The sequence below is a fragment of the Methylobacterium sp. 2A genome (assembly GCF_009806555.1).
Taxonomy (GTDB): domain Bacteria; phylum Pseudomonadota; class Alphaproteobacteria; order Rhizobiales; family Beijerinckiaceae; genus Methylobacterium.
The window spans coordinates 89,138-107,028 of sequence record NZ_VUOK01000021.1 but is presented as its reverse complement, the minus strand read 5'-3'; the positions used below and the strand labels follow the sequence as shown (position 1 = coordinate 107,028).

Here is a 17,891-nt window from a genome sequence, read left to right as displayed (position 1 = left end):
CCGTGTTCCCCACTTGGCTCAACACGCTCGCGATCCTGTCCCTGCTCCTGGGGGCCGCCTGCTCGGCGCTGCTGTCGGTGCAGGTGATCCGGCACCCGCAGCACATGACGGTCATGAACGTCGTTTGGCCGGTGAGCGCGCTGTTCGGGACGCTCGTCGTCGTCTGGGCGTACTACCGCTATGGACGGCTAGCCACGATGGAGGCGCACCATCACGCCAAGGAGCGCGGCGAGAAGCCGCCGAACATGACGCAGACCCCGTTCCCGGTGATGGTCGGCAAGGGCGCGCTCCACTGCGGCAGCGGCTGCATGCTGGGCGACGTCGCCGCCGAGTGGCTCGCCTTCCTGGTGCCGGGCGTCGCCGTCTGGTTCGGATGGCACTCCCTATTCGAGGAGAAGATGTACGCGGTCTGGGTGCTGGACTTCGTCTTCGCCTACGCCCTCGGGATCGCGTTCCAATACTACGCCATCGTGCCGATGCGCGGGCTCTCGCCCGGCGAGGGCCTCGTGGCGGCGGTGAAGGCGGACACCGCATCGCTGATCGCCTGGCAGGTCGGCATGTACGGCCTCATGGCGCTGACGCAGTTCTGGCTCTACCCGCTCCTGGCGGGACGACAGGCCCCGGTGGACTCGGTCGAGTTCTGGTTCGCCATGCAGGCCGCGATGGTGGCGGGATTTCTGACCAGCTACCCGGTGAACTGGTGGCTCGTCGGCTCCGGCATCAAGGAGCGGATGTAGGCCGGGCGGCGCCTACCCGCGGATCACGAGGAGCCGGCAGAGGACGGCGCACGAGGTCGTGAGCATGCAGATCCAATAGCCGGCCTCGCTCGGGGCAGGGCGCGTTTCCGCTCCGGCGGCGGCGTGGCAGCACGGGCACCGCTTCGCGTCGGCGTGAATTGTGCGCCCGCGGCGTTCGCACCTCGATAGGAGCATGGGCTCCCTCCACTGTCCCTGGCCGAATCCCGCGCGTCGCCGCACGGCGGCGGCGCCCGTCGCGCAGGCCATCGGGAGCGCATCGCCGGTCCTGGGCACCTGCGTAGCGCGGCGGGCCCGGCCATCGAATTACGCCTTCGGTGGCCGGCGGGCTTACGTCGGTCCGGCGCCGGGGTGCGGCGACCCATCCCGGAGGTACGCGGCGCCTCCGTGGCGTAGGCGTAACGGATAACGTTAGGCGTACGCGTCACGCGACCGGGAGGGCTTCCCCCGGTTGGTTGGGGTCCTTCGGCCCGGGAGCCGGCTCCGGGATGCCGCTACACGGGTCCGGGTGACCGTTGGGCGCCTCCTCTACGCCGAACCGGGGTTCGCGGGCGGGACGCGACCGTTTGTTCACCGCTCGCGGCCATGATGCCGGTGACGGCTTGGGATGGCGGGCATGGTCACGCGAAACGGGGTCTGGAAGGCGGCGGATTGGAGACGGTCCAGGCCGGCGCCGCCCGGCGGCATCTAGGACCGGGTCTCGGTCCGGACGGTCCGGAGGGAACTCGGCTGGGGATCGTTCGGTGGGATCGGCCGCGCGCTTAGGAAGTGGAAGGACAGGGAGGATCAGGCTGTCCCGTAGATGCTGGGAAGCCGGCTGTGGCCTGCACTCAATCAGCTTAGCCGTGTGAAGGGCTGCTCAGGGGGACACGGACATCGGGCGTGCCACGAGAGCCAGGGCACGTAACCGCGCCTTTGCGGCTGTCTCGCCGTCAACGAGCTGAGAAGGCCAGCCGAACGGCGGATGGATCGAAGCGGCCGTAGCCACGGGGACCGCTCACAGACCTTTGCCGCCCCCTGGATGGTCCCCTCTGCGGTCGTTTGGCAGGCGATGATCTACCTGATGATCGAGGCACGGGATGAACTTCTCCGGGTTTCTCCATTTAATCCGGCGTACCTGCACCTGGAGAAGCGGGCCGTTGGATGAGCCTTCGCCTACAGCCGGCGCACGTCGCCACGAGCGCCAAGTCACCATCCCGGATCGGGTGGCCGACGCCTTTGCTCGCGTAGATCGGGCCGGAGAGGTGGCGCAGCTTCCGCAGGCTGTCCGATGAGGGCTGCCATTCCGTCCCACGACGTGTTCGAGGCCACTCCGAACCCGTACCTCCTGCTCGCCGCCGATAGCCCCACCTTCACGATCATCGGCGTCAACGAGGCCTACCTGCGCGCGACCATGACCGAGCGCGAGGCGATCACGGGCCGGTCGCTGTTCGAGGTCTTCCCGGACGATCCGGCCACGCCGAAGGCCTTCGGCGAACGCAACCTGCGCGCCTCGCTCGACCGTGCCATCCAGACCGGCCTGCCGGACCGCATGGCCGTGCAGCACTACAACATCCGGGGTCCGGACGGCGTGTTCGTGGAGCGGCACTGGCGACCGCTCTCCGTGCCGGTGACGGGCCCGGGTGGGGAGGTGCTGAGCCTGATCCACTACGTTGAGGATGTGACCTCAGACGTTGTAGGTACGCGCGACACCCAGACGGCGCTCACTGCCAGCGATGCCCGCTACCGCGCGATCGTGGAGAGTTCGACCGATTACGCGATGGTCGCCATGGACCTGTCCGGCACCATCACCACCTGGAACACAGGCGCCGAGCACGTCCTGGGCTGGCGTGCCGAGGAGATGGTCGGCCGCCCCAGCGAGACCTTCTTCACCGAGGAGGACCGCACCGCTGGCATCCCCGCGCAGGAAATGCGCGCGGCTCTCGAACAGGGGCGCGGCATCGACGAACGCTGGCACCTGCGCAAGGACGGCTCGCGGTTCTGGGCCAACGGCGAGCTGATGCCGCTCAAGGACGAGGCCGGCGCGGTGATCGGCTTCCTCAAGATCCTGCGTGACCGCACCAGCCAGCGTGAGGTCGAGCGGGCCCTGGCCGAGCAGACCGACATCCTGCGTTCCGTGACCGATCACGTCAGCGAAGCCGTGTTCCGGCTCGACCCTGACGGCACGATCCTGCTGGCCAACCCGCCGGCCGGTCGGCTGTTCGGCTGGCCCGCCGACGAGCTGGTGGGCCGGAACCTGCACGAGACGCTGCATCATCACCGGGAGGACGGCACCGCATTCCCGGCCGAGGAGTGCATCTTCGTGCGAGCCTTGCGGGAGGGAACGTCGATCGTCGCCGAGGAGACGGTCTTCTTCCGGCAGGATGGCACGCCGGTGCCGGTGACGTGCACCAACGCTCCCTTGCTCCGCGACGGAGAGGTGGTGGGCGCGGTCGTCACCGTCACCGACCTCACCGCGCGCAAGCGTGCCGCAGAGCAGCAGGACATCCTCAACCATGAGCTGTCGCATCGCCTGAAAAACACCCTGGCCATCGTGCAGTCCATCGCCACACAGACCCTCCGCGGGGTCACCGAACGGCACTTGGTCGAGGCGTTCGAGCGCCGGGTGCTCGCCCTGTCGCGCGCCCATGACGTGTTGGTTCAGAAGAGTTGGGCCGCCGCCCGAATGCGCAGCGTGATGGAGAGCGTGCTGGCGATGCAGGCGGACCTCGACCGCTTCGCGCTCGACGGCCCGGACCTGGACATCAGTCCGCAGGCGGCCCTGTCGCTGTCGCTGCTCCTGCACGAGATGGCGACCAACGCGCTCAAGTACGGGTCGCTGTCGGCCGGAGCCGGCAAGGTACGGATCAGCTGGCGCACCGAGACCGATCCATCGCCGACGCTGGTGTTGGACTGGGCCGAGACCGATGGGCCGCCGGTGGTACCGCCGAGCACCCGTGGCGGCTTCGGGTCGAAGCTGATCCGCATGGGCCTGCTGGGAACGCGGGTGGCCGCCCTCGATTACGCTCCTGTCGGCCTTCGCGCCGAGTTCCGCGCGCCGCTCGCTGAAGTGCTGGTTCATTAACCCCTATGGCTCAGTCCCAAGGCCCACGCCTGACTTACGTGCTTGTCGTCGAGGATGACCCGATCCTGATGATGTCGCTCGTCGACTTCGTCGAACAGGCGGGCTGCGAAGCCGTCGAGGCGACCAGCGTGACCGAGGCGCTCCAGATCCTGGAGAACCGCGCCGACATCCGCACGGTGTTCGCAGACCTGGACATGCGCGGCTCTACGATCGGCATGCAGATGGCCATGACGATCCGGGACCGCTGGCCGCCCATCGAGCTGCTCATGGTGTCCTCGCAGCCCTGGGACGCCGCTCGGATCCCGGAGCGAGGCGTGGTCCTCGGCAAGCCCTTCGACCGCCGCAGGATCGAGGCGGTGATCCGCAAGTTCGCCGCCTGAAGTGGTAGGGCGAACGTCGACTTCCCGGCCGGCCATCGCGCGGGCGGACCTACCGGAGGCCTTCGAGAGGCGGCTCGCGGTGATCGGACGGGGGTTGCTTGAGCTGGGCCGGGTCGAGGCGGACCGGGCGGGTCTGCAGGGGTTCGTCGCGGCCGAGGACCGCGGGGCCATGGCGAGGGCTACGCTCGACGAGGCCCTGGACCGGATCGACCTCCTGGAGGAGCGCGTCGCGGCGCTGCAGGCCAAGCTGGACCGCGTGCGTGTCGACGGCGCCCCGTCGACCGGGAGCGTGCCGCCCGCTTCCGCGGCGGGCGAGGCGGGCTCCGTTCCGCAAGGTCGGGCCCGCACCGGGTTCGTCGATACCGCGCACGGGCTGAAGCTGGCGCGAGCGGCGAACGACTTCCGGGGGCGTGTGCGGGACGCGGTCGCGGCGGCGGCGCGCCAACGCGGACCCATGGCGGTCCACCCCCTCCTGAGGGCTCTGCCGACCCGGCTGGAGGAGGGGGGCGAGCGGGCGGGCCACCCGCTCACGGAGGCGTTGGCTGCGCTATCCCCTCCTGCGCCTCATGGACGACCGTAAGGGCTGACCCTCGTCGGCGACCGGCTCGGGCTGGCCGAGCCCGAGCCCGACATCGCGGCGACGACCGGACCGCTTCCTGCCGATGCGGTCGCGGCGATGGCGAAACGGCCGTTCTGGCGCCGGTTCATGCGGGAGGTCCACGCCCTTCTCGTCATGGGCGGGGCGCTGTCGGCGGAGGGGATCCTCGGCGGCCTGGACGCGGAGCTGGACGCGGCGACCGGGCGGTTCCAGAGGATCACGCCCGGGCTGCTCCGGTGGAAGCTGCGCCAGCTTATAGCCGAGCGGAGGCCGTTCGCGGACCTCCCGGACGGACGCTTCGCCGTCCTCGCGGGCGAGGTACCCTGGGACGGCGAGAGCCCGGTCGGGGCCGGGCCGCGAGGTCCGGACGACGCCCCGCGGCCGCGGTTGGCGGCGAGCGGGGTCGACGCGGCGCGGCGGCCGACTGGCCCGGTTACCGTCCGGAGCAAAACGAGCGTTCCCGGCCGCCGAAGCGAGAACGGTCTCGCCGTTGCCGGTGTGTGCGCGGATTCGGCCGTGGTGGCTCGCGCCCGGCCGATCCAGTTGCGCGGGTGCGGCGTCGTCGTCCCGCCAACGTTCCGCTTCCGGGGCGGCGACGTCGGCCGGCCACTGCGATGGCGCCGGAATCGGTAGGGTCGGCTCCGTCGGACCGGTCACCGGGCTCAGCGCGGACGCCCGACGGGCTTGGCGATGGCGAGCATGCCCTTCAGGCCGCTCCCGAAACGGGCGATCGACTCCCTGTGTCCGCGCAGCTCGCTGTAGGGCAGGTAGCGCAGGTCGAGCTCGGCCACCCGCGAGAAGGCGGGCCGGGCGAACTGGGCGCGCACGTCATCCTCGCGGTTGTCGGGCGCCACCAGGAAGAAGTTGCGCGCCGCCCCGCCCTCGACCCCGAGCGCCAGGTCGAGCATCCGCACGATGCCCGAGTAGATGCTCGTCGTATGCTCGACCTCGAAGGCGGCCGCCACGTCGCCGCCCGCCTTGTCCAGCCAGATCACGTCGATGAGCCGGACCGTCTCGGCCGAGCCGTTCGCCGTCGCGCGCCCGGGCAGGCGGTCGAGGCAGCCGTCGGACAGGCGGCCCGAGCCGTAGGGGCGGTTGCCGTCGTTCGACGCGATCCAGACGTCGAAGCCGAGGGCGAGGCCGAGGTCGCGCAGCCAGCCCTGGACCTCGGTGTGGGTGTGGTCCGCCTCGCGCGCGGCCAGCGCCGCCTTGGAGGCCGTGGCGGCGGCCTCCGACCGCACGCGGTCGAGGTCCTCGCGCCAGCGGGCGAGCGCGGCGGCCCCGTCGCGCTCCGGCAGCGGGTATCGCCCGGACCCGACGTCGAACAGGAAGCCCGCGATGGCGCCGTAATCGTTGGAGAGCAGGCCGCGGTGGCCGGCGTTGAGGGCGACGATGCCCCGGCGCATCGCGAGGTACTCGTCCCACTTGCCGAGCTTCACGTTGGCGCCGGCGACGGCGTTGTAGCCCTTCACGATGGCCGTGTTGAACGGGGGCACGAGGGTGGGGTGCAGGAAGTACAGCAGGTTCGCCGCGGCCGGGCCCAGCCCCTTGATGCGGTGCCGGTCGAGCGCGTGGATGGCGGACAGCACCCCGTCCTCGGCGCTGCAGCACAGGCAGGCGTCGAGGAACCGCCCGAACGCGACCTGGTTCGTGCGGTCCTCGTAGATGTCGGGGATGCGCAGCTTCGGCTTCCAGAGGAAGGCGTGGTCGGCGCCCTTGAAGACCTGGCGCTGCTCCGCGATGGAGTGGACAACCGTCTCCAGCGACGAACCACGATAGGCGTTGCCGAATGCGTCGGCCCGGATCTCATCGATGACCGCCTGGAGGCCGCGCCGGATCGAGCGGAAGTTCTTGATGCGCTCCTCCCACAGGAACCAGGTCCGGTAGGAGGCGCCGGGGTCCTCGCGCCAATGCCGGATCAGGTTGCCGATCCAGGCGTCGTCCAAGGGGGCGCGTTCCGCGCCAGTGTCATTTATCAGGCGCATCGGCGCAGCATTCCCGAAATCCGGCTTCGGTCCGGAGCATACCATCCAAGCCACGGTTGCCGCTGTCATCGGGAAGTCTCACGGGCGCGGTTCACGCCGAGCGAAGCCGGGCGGCCTCCGCCACGGACTGGCCGTCGAGCCGATTGGATTCGAACGGCGCCTCCTTATTCGAGGTCACCGGCACCGACTGGCCGTCGAGCGTCCGCTAAAGGTCGCCGGCCATCCCACCGAACTCGTCCGCACGACCAGGGTCATGTGCCGTCGGCCTCGGCCCAATCCGCGCCGAGGAACAAGCCTGACGAAGTTGCGTGATGGTGTAGGCGCGGCTCCTGCCGCTGCGCCAACGGAGTGTGCGGGTTAAAGCGCTCGACAACAGATCGATGAGCTGCCGGCAGTATTCAGTCTCCTCCTCGGCCATGTCGCCGAACATGCGGGCACCGTCGAGCTGTTCGTTTTGCAGGTCGCGAGCGAAGTCATCGTAGCCTCGACCGTCCTCCTCCTCGTCGGCGACAGCCAACGCCAGCTCACGCCTGGTCAGGTTTGGGTTAGCGCGCATCGTATGGTGGATCTGAAACGTTCGAGTTGCCCGCGGCGTCACGGGGCAAGACTATCGACTGAGCATGGAGCGGCCACGACGAGCGAAGTGTTGTTCATCGCGGCGCCAATAAGTCCGGACGGCTAGCACATCAACGCTCACCTCAAGGCGGCACGTCCGAAGCAGCAACAGGTTGGGCCTCGCGATGATGCCAGTCCTGGGACAGATAAAGCGTGAACAACTTTTTAGTAGCATCGATCTCACGTGCGCCTATGTAGGCACGGCTGCCTTTCGCCCGTCCTTTTCAAGCTTGTGCGAGCGTCAGCCGCCGACTCGTGCGGTCTTAGCTCTGCTCGGATATGTGGATCGGATTTCCGCGCATGCTCAGTTTGCACGCCCTCCGCAATCCATATCTTTTTGGAACACCGGTCCTGTCAGAAGCCGCCGGCCTGGTCGATTGCTTCGTTCGAGAACCGCGCACATGGTCCAGGGACCTACAAGTCGCGGGCCTGTTCTTGTCTCTCGATCCCCCAATCTTCTGCGCCCAACCGCAACCGAGGCCGTTCGGGGCTGCAAGCTACCTCGCCGCGCGCTTTCCCGAGACGCCATTCGTTTTCCTTCATGCGGTCACCCACAGCCTGGAGCGGCCGACCTTCGCCTTATCAGTCGCTCAACAATACAGACGTTTTCGCAAAGCCCATCGCCGAGCGCGCCTGATCGTCATGGCGAACACGCCGGGGGAAGAAGAGTCGCTGCGCAGGTTCGGCGTCGACGTATACCTCGCGCCGCAGAACATGTTCGTTGACGAGACCATGTTCCACCCGATCGTCGACCGACCGCGGACGTACGATGCAATCTATAATGCGCAGCTCGTCCCGTTAAAGCGGCATGAATTGGCGCGGCTTGTGCCAAGCTGCGCCTATGTGACAAAACTGTTCGGTCGCTGGTCTCCAGATCTGAAGAAGGCACAGCTCCATAAATTCCTCCACGGGCTGCCCCGCGGTCACGTAATCATCAACGAAATCGAGGACGACAATGTCGTGTTCATGGATCACGTCCAAGTGAATGAAGCAATGGCGTCGGCTCACGTTGGCTTATGTCTCTCAAAGCTGGAGGGCGCCATGTACGCGAGCATCGAGTATCTTTTGGCCGGATTGCCTGTCGTTTCAACCCGCAGCAAAGGCGGACGCGATACGTTCTTTCACCCGGACACGACCTTGATCGTGGATGACAATCCTCGGGCAGTCCAAGAAGGCGTGGCTGCGATGAAGGCGCGCGCCATTCCGGCAGATTTCACGCGCTCTACAACCCTGCGCCTGATGACAATCGAACGAGAGCGCTTCAACACCTTCATCGATGGCTTGCGAGGAAAGCAGGTCGCGCGCACCGATCAACGCTGGTCTTTCAACTATTGCCCAAAACTTGCGCAACTCCGCACGATCTCCGACTTCGAAGCGCAACTTTCGCAAAAATTCACTGTCTGAAAATTGCGCTCGCCCTGACTGCAAGCCGCTTTTCACATCGGTGATACCAGTCCGTCCTAAGGGGGCGGATGACGCACGCAGACGGCCAGAGGCCTGCGGCGCATCACTATTAGCCCGACTTATTCATCGGGCATCGGCGTACGTTGCGTTTTGGGCTGATGGCGCGCGGGATCGCGCGTCTGTTCTGACGCGTGTGGATCGGGATTGTTCGGTCGGCGCTGGAGGAAGGGGAGCGGGTTCGTCGGGGCGTCGCAGCGCCGTCGTTCAGGCCGGTGCCGGGGCGAGCGCAGTCGCAAGATGGCGGATCAGGTCGGCTTCGGGACAGGCGGCGATGCGATCGCGCACGATCTCCGAACGCCCCTGACGCGTCTACGCGCGCGACTGGAACGCAGCCGAACGGGCGCGCACTCCCTGGCGGAGCTTGAGGAGGTGATCGACCAGAGCCTCGTCTGGCTCGATCAGACCCTGTCGATCATCACCGCCGTCCTGCGCATCGGCGAGATCCAGCATAAACATCGCTGTGCCGCATTTTCGCGAGTCGACGTGGCGCAAGTCCTGGCGGAGGCCGCCGAGCTTTATGAGCCGATCGCGGAGGACAAGAGCATCCGGATCTGCCTTGAGGTCACTCATCCGTTTCCGTTCCTCACCGGCGACCGCGCCCCCCTGTTCGAAGCCGTGACCAACCTCATTGACAACGCTGTCAAGTTCACACCGGCGTGCGGTTTGGTACGCCTTGAGGTGTCGCGGCGAGGCGCGATCTGCATCCTGGCCGTCGAGGATACGGGGCCCGGCATTCCTCCGGCGGAACGTGATCAGGTCTTTCGGCGGTTCTATCGCGCCGAGCCCGCACGTCACACCGTCGGCAACGGCCTCGGCCTTGGGCTCGTAGCCGCTATCGTCGAGTTGCAGGGTTCAGGCCGTCATCACCGATGCGCCCGGAGGTGGCTGCCGATTCGACATTCTCTGCCCGGCGACGATCGACCGGGGTGATCTTCCCACCGCCGCCGATATGTCCGCGTAGGTCAGCTCAGCTAAACTCTGGTTTAGTTTGGAACGGCTCTGATGTAGCGCCGGTTTTCGGCCTGTGTTGCTGCTGCCCTGGTGCGTGAGCAGAGCACAAACCTCTGCCATCAGCCGCGAGTCTTTTCATGCAATTTTTTCGCCTGCTCCCGGTCGTTCTGCTTGCCGGATCCGCCCTCTGCACGCCGGCCCTTGCACTGTCCGGAGCGACATCGGACTCCGGCGTGAGCACGGGTGCTGGCGGCCCGCGCACCGGGGTACGCTCGGCTCCCTCTTCGGCGCAGAACGCCATGACGGTGTTCTCGCGTATCGAGCTTGCACAGGCGAGCCAGACCGAACTGGGCGGCCAGAAGTCGCCAACCGAGCGACAGCAGGGGGCAGGCGGTCAGATCGGCGACATCCGTCAATCGTCGCAGACGCAGGTGACCAGCCAGCAACCGATCGGGCCCTTCCCGACGAACGAGATCAGCCAGCAGCCCTGGATCGATCTCGGGGCCGGCGAAGAGGGACACAAGAAGGACGTGGCTGCCCTGCAGCAGACCCTGACCGAGCTGCAGCAGCTCCAGCTTCAGACCAAGCAGGCGCACTGGAACGCATCCGGCACCCTATACTACCCCCTGCACCTCCTGCTGCAGGAGCACTACGAGGGCCTGTCGAAATACGCCGACACCATCGCGGAGCGGCTCCTGGCCGTCGGCGCCTCGGCGGACGGGCGGCCCAACACCATCGTGAAGACCTCCGGTGTGCCGGAGATCCCCGGCGGCTTCCTCGACGATGCCCAGATCCTGGTGTGGTTTACCAACGCCTACAAGCGGGTCGGCGAGGAGGTGAATACCGCCATCAAGGCCACCGAGAAGGTCGATCCCACCACCTCGAACCTGTTGCAAGAGGTTGAGCACGGGGTCGCCAAGTACCAGTGGCAGATGCGGGCCCAGCTCCAGCGCACGGGCACGGACCCGAATACCGGCTGGGATCTCAACAACAACAAGCCCGTCGAACTTCCGTCCCATGCCCCGGCGGGCAGCCCGAACCAGCGCTGACAAACAGGCAGCCCGGTCCTGCAAGCCAGGACCGGGCTGCCGTTCGTCACCGAACGCCTAAGCTAGGACGGCCCCATCCATGCGTGCCTTCATCGACCTGACCGAGCGCGAGTTGCTCGCCCTGGCGATCGCCAGCGAGGAGGAGGACGGCCGCATCTACGCCGACTTCGCCCATGAACTGCGAAGCGATTACCCCGACAGTGCCCAGATGTTCAGCGACATGGCCGATAAGGAGAACGAGCATCGCCGCAAACTGATCGACCTGTTCCAGTCCCGCTTCGACGCGCACATCCCGCTCGTGCGACGCCAGGACGTGCGGGGCTGGGTGCAGCGCAAGCCTGTCTGGCAGGTCCGCGCTCAAGGTATCGAGGCCGTGCGCCGCCACGTGCAGCAAATGGAGCACGACGCCGCGCGCTTCTATCAGCAGGCGGCAGCCCGCGCCTCGGATGCCGGCATACGCAAGCTGCTCGGTGACTTGGCCGCCGATGAGCTGCAGCACGAGCGAGCGGCCGAGGAGATCCAGCAAAAGCGCCTGCCCGGCGAAGTTCGGACGTCCGAGGATGAGGGCGCGCAACGCCGCTTCGTTCTGCAGGTGATCCAGCCCGGCCTTGTCGGTCTAATGGATGGCTCGGTCTCGACGCTCGCGCCGGTCTTTGCGGCGGCCTTCGCTACGCGTGATCCCTGGAACGCCTTCTTGGTCGGCTTAGCGGCTTCGCTAGGGGCGGGCATCAGTATGGGGTTTGCCGAGGCGCTGGCCGACGACGGCAAGCTGTCCGGTCGGGGCACTCCGCTGCTACGAGGTTTGGTGTGCGGCCTGATGACGATCGCTGGCGGCATCGGTCACACGCTGCCCTACCTCATCAACGATTTCGTGATGGCCACCGTCGCCGCAGGCGTCGTCGTGGTCATCGAGCTGTTGGCCATCGCCTGGGTGCAGTGGCGGTTCATGGAGACGCCGCCCTTCGCGGCTGCGGCCAAGGTCATGCTGGGAGGAACCCTCGTGCTCGCCACCGGCATCCTCATCGGCAACGCGTGAGGTTTCGCCATGCAACCTGTGAACCCTCGTGCGGACCGCTACGATGCCGTCACCATCGCGTTCCACTGGGCGACGGCTGTGTTGGTCGTGGCTCAGTGGATCGGGGCTCAGGTCATCGACCTGTTCCCGGCTGGTTCTCCCCGCGTCGACGCGCGCTCGGTGCACATCACCGGAGGATTGCTCCTGGCCGTGCTGCTCCTGATGAGGCTCGCTTGGCGCGCCACACGCGGGCGTCGCTTGCCGCTGCCGGATACCGGCGCCCTCAACCTGCTCGCAAAGGGCACGCACTGGGGACTCTATGCGCTGCTCGTGATGATGGTGCTCGTGGGCATGTTTCTCGTGTGGGTGCGCGGCGACAGCCTCTTCAACCTAGTCAGCATCCCCGCTTACGACCCTGGAAACCGCGTCCTGACCCACCAGGTGCAGGAACTGCACGGGACCATCGGCTGGATGATCTTGGCGCTGGCGGGCTTGCACGCCGCAGCGGCGCTGATTCACCGCTACGTCTGGAGAGACGCCGTGCTCGGCCGCATGCTGCCGGGGAGCTGGGCTCGCCGTCCGACGCCCGTCCTTTCCGCGGCCGGTGCGCAATCTCAGCCCGCGAGTCTTGCGACGGGCGCAGCGTCACAGGCCGGCCGAACGCCGCAGCGCCAGCCGTAGGACCGCTGACGCGAGCAGGAAAAGCCCACCTCCCTTTGCCGACGCCGATGCAGGCTTAGCCCGAAACCGGAGATCCGAATGGCTGCCGATCCAAACGCCCACAAGCTCGTACCCGCTCACATCGGTGACGCGAAGATCCTGCGCGGCCCAGGTGGTGAGACCCATCAAGTCGCCGGTGGTGACGTTCCGTTCCTGACCACGCAGCAGGGCGTTCCCGTTGCCGACGATCAGAACTCCCTGAAGGTCGGCGCCCGCGGCCCAACCCTGCTGGAGGATTTTCACCTTCGCGAGAAGCTCTTCCATTTCGACCACGAGCGCATTCCGGAGCGCGTCGTGCATGCTCGGGGCTTTGGCGCACACGGCTACTTCGAGACCACCGAGGCGCTGTCTGAGATCACGCGTGCCGATCTCTTCCAGCGTGTCGGCGAGCGTACACCTGTCTTCGTGCGCTTCTCCACGGTCGCCGGCAACAAGGGATCCTCCGACCTTGCGCGTGACGTGCGCGGCTTTGCCGTCAAGTTTTACACCAAGGAAGGCAATTGGGATCTCGTCGGCAACAACATCCCGGTCTTCTTCATCCAGGACGCGATCAGGTTCCCCGACATGGTGCATGCCGCCAAGCAGGAGCCGGACCGCGGCTTTCCGCAGGCACAGACGGCGCATGATAACTTTTGGGATTTCATCTCCTTGAGCCCGGAGGCCATGCATATGGCTCTCTGGATCATGTCCGACCGGACGATCCCGCGCTCCTTCCGCTTCATGGAAGGATTCGGGGTCCATACCTTCCAGCTGGTGGACGGGACGGGAAAATCCACGTTCGTCAAGTTCCACTGGAAACCGAAACTCGGCCTGCAGTCGGTGGTCTGGAATGAGGCCGTGAAAGTAAATGGAGCAGATCCCGACTATCACCGCCGTGATCTGTGGAATGCAATTGAGGCCGGTGATTTTCCCGAATGGGAGCTCGGCCTTCAGCTCTTCGACGAGGATTTCGCCAAGTCGTTCGATTTCGATGTCCTCGATGCCACGAAGCTCATTCCGGAAGAGCTCGTGCCAATCCAGCGCGTCGGACGGCTCGTCCTCGATCGAAACGTGGACAACTTCTTCGCCGAGACCGAGCAGGTGGCGTTCTGCACGCAGAACATCGTGCCCGGCATCGGTTTCACCAACGACCCGCTCCTACAGGGGCGTAACTTTTCTTATCTTGACACGCAGGTGAAGCGGCTGGGTGGCCCGAACTTCACGCACATCCCGATCAATGCGCCCAAGTGCCCGTTCCACACGTTCCAGCAGGATGGTCACATGGCCCTGCACAACCCGAAGGGCCGGGCAAATTACGAGCCGAATTCCTGGGGCGGGACGGCGGGCGGGCCCCGGGAGTCCCCAGATCGCGGCTTCCGCAGCGCTCCGGTCGAGGAGAGTGGCCACAAACTGCGCATCCGGGCCGAGCTGTTTGCCGACCATTACAGCCAGGCGCGGCAGTTCTACGTGAGTCAGACGCTGCCGGAGCAGACCCACATCAAGGATGCATTCGTGTTCGAACTAAGCAAGGTCGAGACACCCGCCATCCGTGCGAGGATGATCTCGCATCTACTGAATGTCGACGAGGAACTGGCCAGGAAGGTTGCCGACGGTCTTGGGCTGAAGACGCTGCCATCTGCGGCGGAACCGGCGCGTCCGGTTCGAAAGGACCTTCCGGCCTCGCCGGCCCTGAGCATCGTTCAGAACGGACCAAGGAGTCTCAAGGGACGCAAGGTGGGAGCTCTGGTCACGGACGGGGTCGATGCCGAACTGCTGAAGACCTTGCAGAAGGCTCTCGCGGCGGAGGGCGCAATGCTGGAACTCGTCGCGCCGACCGTCGGCGGTGTAACGGCGAGCGACGGTAGTACCGTTGCAACGCAGCAGAAGATCAACGGCGGTCCTTCGGTTCTGTACGATGCCGTGGCACTTCTACCCTCCGGAGCGGGCGGAACGCTGCTGGCGCAGGAGGCCACAGCGCGAGATTTCGTCAGCGATGCCTTCGCGCACGCCAAGTTCATCGCTTGGGTAGAGACCGCACAGCCGCTCTTCGAGAAGGCGGGTGTCACCGAGCTGGATGACGGTTGCATCGAGTTGAAAAGTCCCAGCGACATCACGGCGTTCGTTCTGCGGTGTGGCAAGCTGCGGTACTGGGAACGCGAGCCGGCGGTGCATGCCGGCTGTCCGTGACATCGGCAGCAGGCCCATCGGCAGCAGGCCGTCGCCCCCCCGAACCGGTCCCGTCCGTTCGTGAGACCATAGCTAGCGAGGGCCATAGCTGGGGCCGCGAGACACCCGCCCGAACGACCTTCGAAAATTGGCTACGGATCGAAACGCGAACGGGAGCACCGTAGGGTCGGACATGGCGGGCGTGGCGGGCTCGATCTGGTTTGGGGGCTTGGCGTCAGCACCCAATCCCTAAGCCCCATCAATGTCTTACGCTACGCTCGCCAACCAAGGTCCACTGCCCTCGTGAATAAGACGGGTTAGAACGACTCCAGTCTGCTCCGGAATGCGCTCAAGCTCCGCCGTGCTTGCTCACGAAGAACACAGCACGTGACCGGGGTGCACCTTGTTTGACCGGTCTGACGGTGGGGTGGAGCGATGCACTTCGGCTGAGCATCTCTCGGACAAGGGCATGCGCAGGCCGGGGTGCAGACGAATGGTGTTACAGCCTACCTTATGCCAGCCCGACGCCGCCGGGCGACACGTTCGCTCGCACCCGACGATCAAGCGACCGCGAAGGCCCGGGCCGGTAGGCGCGACATATTCGGGGAGGCGGCAACCATGCCGGCGATCTCGACCCGCAATGCATTCTTGCCCGACGCCTTCACCGCGTACATGACATGGTCGGCTGCCTTCAGCGCAAAGACCCAGTCGTGACGGCGTTCCGGTTGCAGGACCAGCGCACCGATGCTGGCCGTCGCAGGAACGGTCGCGGACCGGAGGTCATCCGTCAATCGCCGGTGCACGGCCTCAATCCTGGACTGCGCGGCCTCCAGCGTATCGGCTTCCAGCAGCAGCACGAACTCGTCGCCACCCAGCCGCCCAAGCCGTTCTCGGCCGTCGAGAGACGCTGCGGCGATGTCAGCGAACGCTCTCAGCACCGCGTCGCCCGCGGCATGCCCGCCCGTGTCGTTGACGACCTTGAAGTCGTCGATGTCAGCGAGCGCCAGTACGGTGACGCGTTGATCGCACGGCTCGGCCTCCAGAATCGTCCGCGCATGCTCCTCGAAGGCCGCCCTGTTCAGCGCACCCGTCAGTCCGTCGTGCCGGGCCGCGGTCCGCTCGCGGTCGTATGCCGAGCGCAGGGTGCAGACGGCCCAGACGACGAACGCGTTCGTGCCCAGGCGCAGGATGCCTTGGAGGACCGCAAGGACCGGCGGCAGCCCCGCGTCGCCGGCGTGCGGCGTGGACAGGTTCAGCACCGCCGCGGCGAGCGCGACGCTGCAGGCCTCGCGCGGACCGAGCCGCCAGCCCGCGAGGGTAATGAGCGGGATGAAGAGCGCCGCCGTTCCCGCCTCCGGGACGCCGCGGTCGGCGGCGGCGAGGACCAAGCAGGCCGCAACCAGCGCGGCCCACGTCCCTACCTTCCGCCACGCTTGGAGCGTGTCGAGCGGATCTCGTGTCGTCGCTTCTCTGCAGGGCATGGTTGCCGCTCCCGCTGGATCATCCTTGGCGGCACCCGCCATCGCGACACGACGATCGGAGCGAAATCTTAACGTAATCCTGGGCGCATCGGCCGAACGGCCCGGACCCGTGCCTTTTACCTGGCCTTTCGGATCCTCGCGCCGAGCCGTCCTGGAGGCCGCCCGCGACCGCCGTCCCGATTCCGGCCCGTGTTCGGGATCTCGCCTTGATCACCCGCCGGAACGGGCACGTCTCCGGCCGCGCTTGTTCGGCGGCGGGCGGCGGGCGGCTAGGCGAATGGTCGTCAAACCGCGATGCACCAACGCAGCGATGAAACGAAAGCCACGGCGTCGCTCAGGACGGATTTTGGAGCTATCCGACCGCTGACCGGCATGGTTCGCCGTTACGACTGGGCTTCGCGCTGCGAACACTGCCGGATCGCGGCGCCAGCCGGGCACTTGGAACCGCCACTGCCATCGGCTGGCTGCGCACGAGTGGGCCAAGGGCGGTTTCGTCACCGGACGGGCCCGTGACGGGCGAGCGCTTCCGCGCCTACGGGGCCGACACGCTGGTCCAGAGCCTGACGCGGCGACACACTCATCCTGGACAACCTCGGCGCTCACAAGGTCGCGGGCGTACGCGAGGCCATCGAGGCAGCCAAAGCCCGGCTCACGTACTCCCGCCATGCTCCCCTGAGTTCAAACCGATTGGATGTACCTGCGCGAAACCGGAAGCGCTCCTGCGCAGCGCGGCGGCCCATACCGACGGCGACCTCTGTGAGACGATCCACAAAGTCTTCGCTTCCAGGCGGAGAAGTACCGCAACCATTTCACGGCTGCTTCTCCGAGGATCATGCTTGTTCTTCCGGCTGATCGGGCCCTGCAGTTTCGGGCGCCTACGACATTGCGGTGTCGCTGATGATGACGATCAACACCGTCTTGGCAAGGCTGATCGCCCTGCGCTGGAGCTTGAACCCATCGTTCGTACTGGCATGCAATGGCTTCTTTCTGATTGTAAACCGAACCTTCTTCAGCGCTTGCACGCTGAAGCTATTCGAAGGCGTCCGGTTACCGCTGCCGGTGGCGGCAGGGGTGGCCTGCCTGATGCTGACCAGCCGGCACCCCACGTAGCCCCTGGTGGCGACCCGGGCCAACTACCGGCCTGGTCCAGTGGACCGCGAGGTTGTGGAAGAGCGTAGCGGTTATCATGGGCCACGACGGTTCGGGCATCGCCCGGTGGGCTATGACTACGGTCCGGTTTCATGCCCCTTCGCCTGACGTCGAGCAGTCGACTTTCCGGCTGTCGACGACTCGTTGCCTCCCGTGCCTTGAGGCCGGTTCAGGATCCACGCCGCCCTACGGCGACCCCCTGTCGGTTGACCGGTACCCGCGGAGCCAGCCCGAAATCCACCCTGTCACCCAGAACGCGGCGACCGGACATGATCCGCTGTAACGTTTGGCTGTCGGCCCCCCCCAGGCGGGCCTCGTCCTCCATGCGGCGCAGCCGCTCCACCATCAGGCCTACGGCTGCCCCGGAGACGTCTGCCTCTTCGGCCAGGGTCAGCACCAGCCACGTGATCTCGTCGTCCGCATTCTCGGTCATACGCATAACACGGGTTGAGGGAAAGGGCCGGCTGGCGGCCGGTGGCAGATAGGCATCGACGTCGCGGACCGCAGCGGGGCCACCCGG

The 17,891-nt window shown here is 66.5% G+C and carries 14 protein-coding genes and 2 pseudogenes; 12 read left to right on the top strand and 4 right to left on the bottom strand.

Annotated features, from left to right (window positions below; all coding sequences use genetic code 11):
• The first annotated feature begins 2 nt into the window (after positions 1-2).
• The 4 genes from FVE89_RS11510 to FVE89_RS11495 all read left to right on the top strand — a co-directional run bounded on the left by FVE89_RS11510 (position 3) and on the right by FVE89_RS11495 (position 4,779).
• Positions 3-737 (top strand): DUF4396 domain-containing protein, encoded by a 735-nt coding sequence (locus tag FVE89_RS11510; RefSeq protein WP_116655493.1) that lies wholly within the window; start codon positions 3-5, stop codon positions 735-737.
• 1,288 nt (positions 738-2,025) lie between these two features.
• Positions 2,026-3,819 carry a PAS domain S-box protein gene (locus FVE89_RS11505; protein WP_116655327.1) on the top strand — a complete coding sequence of 598 codons (1,794 nt, stop codon included), beginning with the start codon at positions 2,026-2,028 and terminating at the stop codon, positions 3,817-3,819.
• Between the two features lie 5 nt (positions 3,820-3,824).
• Positions 3,825-4,199, top strand: coding sequence for a response regulator (locus tag FVE89_RS11500; RefSeq protein WP_116655326.1), 375 nt, complete (start codon positions 3,825-3,827; stop codon positions 4,197-4,199).
• A 94-nt stretch (positions 4,200-4,293) separates the two neighbouring features.
• Positions 4,294-4,779 (top strand): hypothetical protein, encoded by a 486-nt coding sequence (locus tag FVE89_RS11495; protein WP_160534121.1) that lies wholly within the window; start codon positions 4,294-4,296, stop codon positions 4,777-4,779.
• Between the two features lie 680 nt (positions 4,780-5,459).
• On the opposite strand, the gene FVE89_RS11490 is transcribed toward FVE89_RS11495, so the two are convergent.
• Both FVE89_RS11490 and FVE89_RS11485 read right to left on the bottom strand, forming a co-directional pair.
• Positions 5,460-6,782, bottom strand: a complete 1,323-nt coding sequence (locus tag FVE89_RS11490; RefSeq protein WP_116655324.1) for a type II restriction endonuclease — start codon at positions 6,780-6,782, stop codon at positions 5,460-5,462.
• Between the two features lie 205 nt (positions 6,783-6,987).
• Positions 6,988-7,299, bottom strand: a complete 312-nt coding sequence (locus FVE89_RS11485) for a hypothetical protein (RefSeq protein WP_133250861.1) — start codon at positions 7,297-7,299, stop codon at positions 6,988-6,990.
• A 398-nt stretch (positions 7,300-7,697) separates the two neighbouring features.
• On the opposite strand from FVE89_RS11485, the gene FVE89_RS11480 reads away from it, so the two are divergent.
• The 6 genes from FVE89_RS11480 to FVE89_RS11455 all read left to right on the top strand — a co-directional run bounded on the left by FVE89_RS11480 (position 7,698) and on the right by FVE89_RS11455 (position 14,762).
• Entirely contained in the window at positions 7,698-8,801 is a 1,104-nt protein-coding gene (locus tag FVE89_RS11480; RefSeq protein WP_160534120.1) for a glycosyltransferase, read from the top strand.
• A gap of 297 nt (positions 8,802-9,098) precedes the next feature.
• On the top strand, positions 9,099-9,791 hold the full coding sequence (locus FVE89_RS11475; protein ID WP_116655321.1) for an ATP-binding protein: 693 nt from the start codon (positions 9,099-9,101) through the stop codon (positions 9,789-9,791).
• Between the two features lie 158 nt (positions 9,792-9,949).
• Positions 9,950-10,861: a DNA starvation/stationary phase protection protein gene (locus FVE89_RS11470; RefSeq protein ID WP_160534119.1), complete on the top strand. Its 912-nt coding sequence runs from the start codon at positions 9,950-9,952 to the stop codon at positions 10,859-10,861.
• 79 nt (positions 10,862-10,940) lie between these two features.
• Positions 10,941-11,897, top strand: coding sequence for an iron exporter MbfA (mbfA, locus tag FVE89_RS11465; protein ID WP_116655319.1), 957 nt, complete (start codon positions 10,941-10,943; stop codon positions 11,895-11,897).
• A 9-nt stretch (positions 11,898-11,906) separates the two neighbouring features.
• Positions 11,907-12,557 (top strand): cytochrome b/b6 domain-containing protein, encoded by a 651-nt coding sequence (locus FVE89_RS11460; protein ID WP_116655318.1) that lies wholly within the window; start codon positions 11,907-11,909, stop codon positions 12,555-12,557.
• A 78-nt stretch (positions 12,558-12,635) separates the two neighbouring features.
• Positions 12,636-14,762 (top strand): catalase, encoded by a 2,127-nt coding sequence (locus FVE89_RS11455; protein ID WP_160534118.1) that lies wholly within the window; start codon positions 12,636-12,638, stop codon positions 14,760-14,762.
• Positions 14,763-15,301: 539 nt separating this feature from the next.
• On the opposite strand, the gene FVE89_RS11450 is transcribed toward FVE89_RS11455, so the two are convergent.
• Positions 15,302-16,129, bottom strand: coding sequence for a GGDEF domain-containing protein (locus tag FVE89_RS11450; protein ID WP_160534117.1), 828 nt, complete (start codon positions 16,127-16,129; stop codon positions 15,302-15,304).
• 459 nt (positions 16,130-16,588) lie between these two features.
• Here FVE89_RS11450 and FVE89_RS31100 point away from each other — a divergent pair.
• Together FVE89_RS31100 and FVE89_RS11445 are read left to right on the top strand one after the other, a co-directional pair.
• A pseudogene (locus FVE89_RS31100) lies at positions 16,589-17,120 on the top strand (transposase); the annotation flags it as partial.
• Positions 17,096-17,332 (top strand): annotated as a pseudogene (locus FVE89_RS11445) (KUP/HAK/KT family potassium transporter); the annotation flags it as partial. The pseudogenes FVE89_RS31100 and FVE89_RS11445, both read left to right, overlap by 25 nt.
• A 208-nt stretch (positions 17,333-17,540) precedes the next feature.
• Here FVE89_RS11445 and FVE89_RS11440 read toward each other — a convergent pair.
• A complete protein-coding gene (locus FVE89_RS11440) occupies positions 17,541-17,804 on the bottom strand; it encodes a hypothetical protein (RefSeq protein WP_160534116.1) in 264 nt (87 codons plus the stop codon).
• Positions 17,805-17,891: the final 87 nt, after the last annotated feature.

Coding starts and splice junctions, on each gene's coding strand:
- FVE89_RS11475 (WP_116655321.1), top strand. CDS start 9,099: ATGGCGGATCAGGTCGGCTTCGGGACAGGCGGCGATGCGATCGCGCAC.
- FVE89_RS11455 (WP_160534118.1), top strand. CDS start 12,636: ATGGCTGCCGATCCAAACGCCCACAAGCTCGTACCCGCTCACATCGGT.
- mbfA (WP_116655319.1), top strand. CDS start 10,941: ATGCGTGCCTTCATCGACCTGACCGAGCGCGAGTTGCTCGCCCTGGCG.
- FVE89_RS11505 (WP_116655327.1), top strand. CDS start 2,026: ATGAGGGCTGCCATTCCGTCCCACGACGTGTTCGAGGCCACTCCGAAC.
- FVE89_RS11490 (WP_116655324.1), bottom strand. CDS start 6,782: ATGCGCCTGATAAATGACACTGGCGCGGAACGCGCCCCCTTGGACGAC.
- FVE89_RS11440 (WP_160534116.1), bottom strand. CDS start 17,804: ATGACCGAGAATGCGGACGACGAGATCACGTGGCTGGTGCTGACCCTG.
- FVE89_RS11480 (WP_160534120.1), top strand. CDS start 7,698: ATGCTCAGTTTGCACGCCCTCCGCAATCCATATCTTTTTGGAACACCG.
- FVE89_RS11470 (WP_160534119.1), top strand. CDS start 9,950: ATGCAATTTTTTCGCCTGCTCCCGGTCGTTCTGCTTGCCGGATCCGCC.
- FVE89_RS11460 (WP_116655318.1), top strand. CDS start 11,907: ATGCAACCTGTGAACCCTCGTGCGGACCGCTACGATGCCGTCACCATC.
- FVE89_RS11500 (WP_116655326.1), top strand. CDS start 3,825: ATGGCTCAGTCCCAAGGCCCACGCCTGACTTACGTGCTTGTCGTCGAG.